6 protein-coding genes and 1 tRNA gene are annotated in these 8,504 nt (G+C 68.2%); 5 read left to right on the top strand and 2 right to left on the bottom strand.

Translation table 11 applies throughout. From position 1 onward, the window contains the following. Positions 1–2,530: 2,530 nt before the first annotated feature. From Aco03nite_RS20725 to Aco03nite_RS20705, 5 genes are all read left to right on the top strand, one after another. On the top strand, positions 2,531–2,716 hold the full coding sequence (locus Aco03nite_RS20725; RefSeq protein WP_203797020.1) for a hypothetical protein: 186 nt from the start codon (positions 2,531–2,533) through the stop codon (positions 2,714–2,716). 154 nt (positions 2,717–2,870) lie between these two features. Next, on the top strand, positions 2,871–3,926 hold the full coding sequence (locus Aco03nite_RS20720) for a winged helix DNA-binding domain-containing protein (RefSeq protein ID WP_203797019.1): 1,056 nt from the start codon (positions 2,871–2,873) through the stop codon (positions 3,924–3,926). A gap of 205 nt (positions 3,927–4,131) precedes the next feature. Continuing rightward, complete coding sequence (gene orn, locus Aco03nite_RS20715; RefSeq protein ID WP_203797018.1) at positions 4,132–4,722, top strand: oligoribonuclease; 591 nt, start codon at positions 4,132–4,134, stop codon at positions 4,720–4,722. A gap of 78 nt (positions 4,723–4,800) precedes the next feature. Then, positions 4,801–4,876 (top strand) — tRNA-His (locus Aco03nite_RS20710). A gap of 382 nt (positions 4,877–5,258) precedes the next feature. After that, entirely contained in the window at positions 5,259–5,822 is a 564-nt protein-coding gene (locus tag Aco03nite_RS20705) for a SigE family RNA polymerase sigma factor (RefSeq protein WP_203797017.1), read from the top strand. On the opposite strand, the gene Aco03nite_RS20700 is transcribed toward Aco03nite_RS20705, so the two are convergent. Continuing rightward, the gene (locus Aco03nite_RS20700; protein WP_203797016.1) at positions 5,807–7,054 is read right to left on the bottom strand and encodes a L,D-transpeptidase; all 1,248 of its coding nucleotides are present in this window, start codon (positions 7,052–7,054) and stop codon (positions 5,807–5,809) included. The genes Aco03nite_RS20705 and Aco03nite_RS20700 overlap by 16 nt on opposite strands. 139 nt (positions 7,055–7,193) lie before the next feature. Then, positions 7,194–8,420: a L,D-transpeptidase gene (locus Aco03nite_RS20695; protein WP_203797015.1), complete on the bottom strand. Its 1,227-nt coding sequence runs from the start codon at positions 8,418–8,420 to the stop codon at positions 7,194–7,196. Positions 8,421–8,504 lie beyond the last annotated feature (84 nt).

The raw sequence follows: 8,504 nt of genomic DNA, 5'->3' as shown, positions 1-8,504 counted from the left end.
TACCGCGCCTGTTGGTACCGCGCCTGCTGGTACCGCACCGACCGGCGTCGCACTCACCGACAGCGCACCCGCTGATATCGCGCCTGCCGGGCCTGTGCCTGGGACCAGTGCTTCGCGCGGGTTGCCGCCGGGGGCCCGCACCCCTGAGCCGGGACGACCATTGAGCCTGCTCGGCGACACCCCCGGTCTCTCCGCTCTGTCAGGCCCGGCCCAGACCCGCCGAGGTGATCTTCACCGCCCGGCATCCGGCGACCTGCCAGAGTTCCGGGCAACCGCGGTAGGAGCCTGGGTAGCGGCCACAGCCCCCGAACGAGCCCGCCAGACCGAGGCCCGAGCAGCAGCCAGCCTGGCCGAGGCGGCCCGCCGAAACGCCGGAAAGTTCACCCCCACCCAGCCCGGAAGCCGCAACACACCCCCCGCCACGATCCCGATCGCCACCCCACGCCGCTCCAACAGCGGAGCCCACAAACTCCCCACCCCACCCCCAGAAGCCCTCACAACAACCGAAGAAGCCATCCCACCCTCGACAGCCCCGGCATCCACAGTTCCGGCATCCACAGTTCCGGTGTCCACAGTTCCGGTGTCCACAGTTCCGGCGTCCCCAGCCCCGGTGTCCACAGCCCCGGTGTCCACAGCCCCGGTATCCACAGCCTCGATGTCCGCAGCTCCGGCATCCACAGCCCCGACCGTGCCGGCCTCGCCGGCACCCATCACGCCTGGCGCCGCGGCCACAGTCGCCATCCATACCGCGACCCCAGCCGCCGTCCCCACCGTGGCAGAGAAGACGAGTTCCTCTCCCACCACGAACCCGGACAGCGGCGAGGCATTCGGTCAGACCGCTCCCGAATCCGCGGATTCAGTCGGCGAGACGACCCCAGCAACAATCAGCAAGCAGATCTTCGAATCTGCCGCCGATCAGAAGCCCGAATCCGCCGCCGATCAGAAGCCCGAATCCGCCGGCGAGCAGAAGCCCGAATCTGTCGGCGAGCAGAAGCCCGAAGCTCTTAGCAAGCAGAAGACCGAAGCTTCTGGCAAGCAGAAGCCAAAACCTGCCAGCGGGCAGAAGTCCACGAACGCCGAACCCAGCTTCCCGAAGCGAGCCGATCAGCCGATCTCCCCGGTGGCCATCTCCCGGGTGGCCCTGCACACCGGCCCCGCCGCGACCGACTGGACAGCCACCGCGACGACTCGCCTCGGTCCGCCCAGCCCCTCGTCCTCCGGGCTGGCAGAACCGTCCGACCCGCCCGCGAAGAATTTTCCAGCCGGGAAGACCGATCCCGATGTCAGGTCGTCCACCGATGTTCCCACTGATCAGACTCCGGATCACCGTCCCGTAGCCCCGCTTCCGGCTAAGCCGATCCCGACGGAACCAGCGCACACTCCTGGTGGTCCCGGGAAAGGCATCAAGAAGCCCCGCCCCGATTCCCCGTCCATCCACGCCGCGAAATCGCAGACGTCGGACCTGCCCCACCCGACCCCAAAGCAGCCGGCCCCAACTCAGCCGATGCCAACTCAGTCGGCCCCGAACGGGCCGACTCCGAACGGGCCGACTCCAAGCCAGTTGGCCGCTAGCAAATCGGCCTCGGACGGCGAGGCCTCGGGCCGCCCGGCAAAGGACCGCTCGGCCACGCCCCGACCGGCCGCAACCCGGCCCACCGCGGATCGGTCGACGGTGACCGAGTCATCCACAGGCCAGTCATCCACAGGCCAGTCATCCACAGGCCAGTCATCCACAGGCCAGTTATCCACAGGTCAACCGATTGTGGATCGGACGACGGTGAGGCAGTCGTCCACAGTCCGGTCGTCCGGAACTCGGCCATCCGAAGGTCAGCCGGTTGCGGCGCATGCGGTTGTAAGTCAGGTGTCCGGGAGTAGGGCGGCGGGAACGGTCGAGGCAAAGGAACAGGTCGCAGTGGGGGAGCGGGCCGCAATGCCGGAGCAGGCTGCCGCGAGGGAGCAGGCTGAGGCGGTGGCGCGTGTTGAGGTAGACGGCCGGGTTATGGCGGAGGGCCGAGAGTCGGGGGAGGCGCAGGCTGAGGCGGTGGCGCGTGCTGCGGCAGACGACCGTGCTGCGGCGGATGACCCGGTTGCGGCGGACGGCCAAGGCGCGGTGGGCGATCGGGTGGCGGCAGACGACCGGGTTGCGGCGGACGGCCAGGGCGCGGTGGGCGATCGGGTGGCGGCGGACGGCCGGGTTGTGGCGGAGGGGCGAGGGTCGGGGGAGGCGCAGGCTGAGGCGGCGCGTGCTGCGGCAGACGGCCGGGTTGCCGCGGATGGCCGGGTTGCCGCGGACGGCCGGGTTGCGGCGGATGGCCGGGGAACGGGGGAGGTGCAGGCTTCTGTGGCGGGGCGGGCTTCTGTGGCGGAGCAAGGGTTGGTGGGGCGGGGTAGGAAGCAGGCCGGGGCGAGTGGTGCTGACCGATTGTCGGGGCGTGCCTCTGGTGCGAATGCGCCGGTCAAGGGTGTTTCGGCTCGGCCTGCTCCTGGTGCTCGGCGTGCGCCGGCTGCCTGGATCAAGGCGGCTGAGTCGGTGGCTGCCCGGGCGGCCGGGCAACCGGTTGAGGAGAAGAAGCCTGGGCGGGCGCTCGACTACCGGGAGGAAGCCGCTGAACTGCTGGCCCAGAGCAGCGACCGTCGCCGCCGTCGGACCGTGTCGGGCCAGGCCAAACCCGCTACCGCCGGGACGCCGTCCGAGGCTGAACCGGAGAACGGCTGAGATTGCCGCGATGTGATGGGCCGCCCCCGTCGACGGGGTGGCCCATCGCTGTATTGCCGACGGAACCGGCCGGATCTGGGCCTAGCGTCAGGGTATAACAGTCCTCTCCGAATTGCCGACAGGAACTGGCCGGATCGGGGCCTAGCGTCGGGGCATGACAGTCCTCTCCAACCGGGTGCTGAATCGGACCTATCTGCGTCGCCAACTGCTGGGCGGGCGGGAGACGCTCCGGGCCGTCGACGTTGTCGAGCGGCTGGTGGCTGTTCAAGGGCAGGAGTCCGACTCGCCCTACCTCGGGTTGTGGGCTCGGTCGTCCGCATTTCAGCGTGCGGAACTGGCGGGTCTGCTGCAGGAACGGACCGTGGTTCGCAGCGCCCTGCTGAGGGGCACCCAGCATCTCTGCACCGGCGCCGACTACCGCTGGCTTCGGCCCACCCTGCACGAGTCGCTGGAACGGATGGCGGGACGGGCCGGGCGACTGACCGGCTGTGATCCGGCCACCTTCGCGGAGGCGGCTGTCGAAGTGATGGCCGAGGGGGCTTTGACCAGGCCGGAAATCGCTCGGCGACTGGCTGCCCGGTTTCCTGATGTGAACCCGGCTGAGCTGGCGTTGGTCGTACACCTGAAATTTGCTCTTCTGCATCCTCCGCCCGCCGGCATGTGGGGCCATCATGGGCGGGTCACCTGTGTGCCTGCCGAGACCTGGCTGGGGGAGCCGTTGACGCCGCCCGATCCGGGGACGCTGGTTCGGCGCTATCTGGCAGCATTCGGGCCGGCTTCGGTGAAGGATTTTCAGGTCTGGTCGGGGCTCACCCGTACCAGAAAATTGTTTGAGGGATTGCCGGTCTTTCGGGACGAAGGCGGGACCGAGCTGTACGACCTGCCGGGCGCCGCGCTCGAGGACGACGGCGGAGCAGTGCCTGTGGTGTTGCTGCCGGAGTTCGACAACGCGGTCCTGGGGCACGCCGACCGGTCGCGGATCCTGGCTTCCGATGATCGGCCGCTGGTGATGCCGGGCTGGTCGATCGTGCGGCCGACGGTGCTGGTCGACGGGTTCGTGGCGGCCACCTGGTCGATGACGGGCTCGACGGTGACCATCGCCCCGTTCCGGCCCCTGGCGGCGCGGGACCGTGCGGCGGTCGACGAGGCGGCGGCCCGTCTGGTGGATTTTGTGGCGCCGCGGACTGGGCCGGAGGTGCGGTGGGAATGAAAGAGCCCCCCGCGCTGCCGACACGGGGGGCCCTTTACCGGGGGGAACGGAGTAACCGAAGGGGGGCTTCGTCCGTTAAGTACACTTTACCCCGCAATTGGCGAAGTGGGAAGTCCGAGCAACAAACCGGACAAACGGCACGATCATCGAGTGCGGCCCCGTACGTGCCGAACAACGGTGTGCGACGCGGCGTAGGCTGGTCGGCGTGGCGGATCTTCTGGTGTGGATCGACTGTGAGATGACCGGTCTCGACCTGGGCAAGGACAAGCTCATCGAGGTTGCGGCCCTGGTCACCGATCCTGAGCTGAACGTGTTGGGTGAAGGCGTGGATCTGGTCATCCACGCCGATGACGCGGCGCTGGACGCGATGCCCCCCGTGGTGCGTGACATGCATGCCAAGTCCGGGCTCACCGAAGAGGTGCGCCGGTCGGCGGTCACAATGGCCGAGGCGGAGGAGGCGGTGCTGGCGTACATCAAGGAGTACGTGCCCAATCCCCGCACCGCGCCGCTCTGTGGCAACTCGATCGCGACCGACCGGGGGTTCCTCGCCCGGGACATGCCGGCGCTCGACGCCCACCTGCACTACCGCATGATCGACGTCTCCTCGATCAAGGAGCTGACCCGCCGGTGGTACCCGCGGGTGTATTTCGGGCAGCCCGCGAAGGGTCTCTCGCACCGTGCGCTCGCCGACATCCGGGAGAGCATCCGCGAGCTGGAGTACTACCGGCGCACCGTCTTCGTGCCTCAGCCGGGGCCGGACGTGGAGGCCGCGAAAGCGGTCGCCGCGAGTCTGTAGGTAACCCGCTCGACGAGACCCCGGGGGCTGTCGTTATGATTGGCTCGCACCGCACGGTTGAATGACCGAGCGGGCATGGTGGTCGTAGCTCAGTTGGTAGAGCACCTGGTTGTGGTCCAGGGGGTCGCGGGTTCAAGTCCCGTCGATCACCCCATCGAGAAAGCCCCGTCGAAAGACGGGGCTTTTCTTGTTCCAGCGCGGAGAGCGCGGCGAGGGTCCGGGCCGCAAGGACGCTGGACACGAAGGCGGGCCGCGGGCGAGGGCCCGCGAACTAAAGGGGCGAAGGCGCGGGCCCGCGGACTGAAGGGGCAAAGGCGCGGGGCCGCCGGCTGCGAGAGTGCGGGGCAAGATCCTGTCCGCGAGAGCGCGGGGCGCGGGGTGTGAGGGCGCGCGGGGTGTGAAGGCGGCATCGGAGCCGCGGGAAAATTGTCGGTGGGAGTGGGCAACCTTTTGTGCCCGGCGGACCACAGGGGTGTGGATCACGATCGCCCCGGGCGGACGTCGTTCCTCACATCCCCGACGGTCAGGAACGGCCCTTGTCCGAGTTCGGCATCGACGCCGCCTTCCGGCGGTTCTTCGACGACCATCACACCGACCTGTCCCGGCTCGCCTATCTGGTGACCGGTGACTCGCAGGCCGCCGACGATCTGGCCGCCGACGCGTTCGTGGAGGTGTGGCGGCACTGGGAGCGGGTTCAGGCCGCGGACAGCCCGGTGGCGTACGCCCGCGGCATCGTGACCAATCTGGCCCGGCAGTGGATCAAACGGCGGACCAGGGAGCGGTCCGGGCTGCTGCGTCTGGGCCTGTTGCGCCGCGATCAGGGGGAGAGCGACACCCCGGCGGTTCTGGACGTACGGGCGGCGCTGCAGCGTCTCCCACCCCGCCGGCGTGAGTGCGTGGTTCTGCGGTACGCGTTCGACGTACCGGAGCGGGAAGTGGCCCTGATCCTCGGGATCTCGGTCGGGGCGGTGAAGAGTCACACGTCACGGGGTGCGGCCCAGTTGAACGGGATCCTGAAAAAGGGCGGCTCCCCGAGTGGGGAACCGCCCGATGTCAGAACCTGTGACGAGCCGGGGACGAGCCGTCAGCTGTTCAGGTAACTGCCCTTCTTGTACTCGTCCCAGCTCATGTTCCAGTCGGTCCAGCCGTTGCCGTTCTTCAGCTTCTCCTCGGTGCCGGAGACGGTGATCACGTCGCCCATCAGGGTCTTGCCGAACAGCCACTCACCGAGGGCCTCGGAGACGTTGACACAGCCGTGCGACACGTTGGTGTTGCCCTGCTTGCCCTCGGACCACGGGGCGGCGTGGATGAACTGGCCGCTGTAGGTGATCCGCTGCGCCCAGTCGATCGGCGTCTTGTACCCGTTCACCGGGTCCTCGTCGGTGGTGTCGAAGACGGTGTGTGCCGCCTTCTCCATCACGACCATGGTGCCGCTGGACGAGGGGGTGCTCTTCTTGCCGAGGCTGACCGGGATGGTCTTGATGACCTTGCCGTCCTGCTTGACCGTCATCTTCTTGGTCTTGTTCGAGACCGTCATGATCATTTCGCGACCGATCTTCAGGTCGACGGTCAGGTTGGACCGGCCGTACCAACCGTCACCGATCTCCACGCCCTTCAGCTGGACGCTGTAGAAGATCTTCGTGCCGGCCTTCCAGTACACCTTCGGCCGGTAGTGCACCTCGGTGGCGCTGATCCAGCGCCAGGTGCCCTCCTGCGCCGGGGTGGCGGTGACCTTCATCCGGCGCTCGACCTCGCCGCGGTACTTCTCCGGGATGGAACGGCCGAACTTCATGATCAGCGGCATGCCGACACCGACGGTCTGGCCGTCACCCATGAAGCTCGTCACCCGGACCACCTTCGACGGCTCCTTCATCGTGGTGAAGGAGCTGTCGGTGGTGGTGGTCTTGCCGTCGGCGGCCGGAGTGGTGACGGTCACGGTGTACTTCGTGTTCCACGCCATCGAGTCGGCCGGGGTCCAGACGTTCTTGTCCTTGTCGACGGTGCCCTTGACCTCGTCGCCCTTGGCGTTCTTGACGACGACCTCGGTGTTCGCCGGGTCCTCGCTGCTGTACTTCACCTCGGACCAGATCTCGACGCTCTTCGCGTCGGCCTCCGGTGAGGTGACCGCGACGGTGCTCTGGGTCGGCGCGGGCGACGCCCCGCCGTCCGGCGACGTGGTGGACTCGGTGCTACCCCCGCCCTGCCAGGACGCCTTGTCGCTGCCACTGCACGCGGCGGTCAGCATCAGCGTGCTGGCCAGCACCACGGTCACGGCCAGGCGCAGTCGCCCCCGGCCGGATCGTTCCGCAGACCGATTTCCCAACATGTCCATGGTCCCCTCACGGCGTCGTTCTCCCCGGCGCCCAATAGTGCTCCTGAAACAGCCTCCCACCAATCCCGGTTTCGTGCCGTGACCGGTGTGACGCCATCGATGTACTACCCCGCCGGGGAGACGAATCCACGAGTGGACGTCAGAGGGCGCTGCCTTCCTTGAACTTCTCCCAGCTCACGTCCCACGGCGTCCAGCCGTTGCCGTACGAGAGCTTGTCGCCGGTGCCCTTCACCACGACCGGGTCGCCGATCAGGGTCTTCTCGAAGATCCAGCGGGCGTTCGACGGAGCCACGTTGACGCAGCCGTGCGAGACGTTGCGCCGGCCCTGGTCGCCGACCGACCACGGCGCCGAGTGGATGTACTGACCGCTCCAGGTCAGGCGCTGCGCGTACTGGATGTTGGTGCGATAGCCGTTGGCGCCGTCGGTGTCCGTGGTGTCGAAGACGGTGGCCGCCTTCTTCTCCATCACCACCATGTGGCCGCTGGACGACGGGGTGCTGGACTTGCCCAGGCTGACCGGCATCGTCTTGATCACCGCGCCGTCCTCGAGCACGGTCATCTTCTTGGTCTTGTTGTCGACCTTCATCTCCAGCTTGCGGCCGATCTTGACCTTGGCCGAGCGATCCCGGTCACCGTAGATGCCCTTGCCGGTCGGCAGGCCGCCGACCGCGATGCGCACGGTCATCTGGGTGCCGGTCTGCCAGTAGTTCTCGGCGCGGTAGTAGGCCTGGGTGCCCGAGTCGGTCCAGGACCAGACGCCCTCCTGGGCCGGCGTGGTCTCGACGAACATCCGCTTCTGCACGGCGGCCCGGTCGGCCTTCTTGATGCCCGGGCTGAACTCGACGACCACCGGCATGGCCACGCCGTAGGTGTTGCCGTCGAACAGGTAGAGGCCGGTGCCGGTCTTCTTCCCCGGCGCGCCCATCGTGGTGAACGACGTGGTGGCGCTGGTGGACTGCCCGTCGCCGCCGGTGGCGGTGACCTTGGCCGCGTACTTCGTGTTGGTCTTGAGGGGCTTGGCCGGCACCCAGGACGAACCGTCCGCGCGCATCTCGCCGGCCACCTTCTTGCCCTTGGTGTCGGTGAGCTCGACCGAGGAGACCTCGGCGCCCTCGCTCACCTTCACCCCGATCTCGGCGCTGACCGGGACGTTCTTCTTGTCGGCGGCCGGGGTGACGGTCAGGGTGACCGGACCGGACGCGGTGGTGCTCTCGGTGACCGGCGTGCCGGACGCGCCCGTGGCGGGAGCGACGGCGGCGGCGGAGTCGGAGGAGAAGGTGGGTTTTTCATCGTCGCCGCAGGCGGCGAGGGAGGCGACCAGGCCTGTGGCGAGTATCGCCGCCAGGGTGCGGCGGAGGTGAACCATCGTCGGGCCCCGTTCTGGAGTTCTCAGCGCAGCCATCTTGACGCATGCGTGCAACTTGCGGTTCCCCCTTGTGGGGGTAAAGGG

Source organism: Actinoplanes couchii (assembly GCF_016862075.1).
GTDB lineage: Bacteria > Actinomycetota > Actinomycetes > Mycobacteriales > Micromonosporaceae > Actinoplanes > Actinoplanes couchii.
This window is presented reverse-complemented; position numbering and strand designations above follow the sequence as displayed.